Annotated in this window: 2 tRNA genes; both read right to left on the minus strand. The window is 48.3% G+C overall.

Annotation, left to right across the window (positions count from 1 at the left end):
- Positions 1-14: 14 nt before the first annotated feature.
- A tRNA-His gene (locus tag SANK73390_RS11760) sits at positions 15-90 on the minus strand.
- A 26-nt stretch (positions 91-116) separates the two neighbouring features.
- A tRNA-Arg gene (locus tag SANK73390_RS11765) sits at positions 117-193 on the minus strand.
- Positions 194-238 lie beyond the last annotated feature (45 nt).

Raw genomic sequence — 238 nt, forward strand, 5'->3', positions numbered from 1 at the left:
CGGAAGTATGTAGATGGGGCGACTGATGGGACTTGAACCCACGACAACCGGAATCACAATCCAGGGCTCTACCAACTGAGCTACAGCCGCCACTACATAGAGACTTAAAATAAGAATGGCGCACCCTGAAGGATTCGAACCTTCGACCGACGCCTTAGAAGGGCGTTGCTCTATCCAGCTGAGCTAAGGGCGCAAAACTCGAGATAACATCTAGATGCTACTTCAACTTATTTTAAAA

This window comes from Pseudoalteromonas sp. SANK 73390, assembly GCF_054966645.1.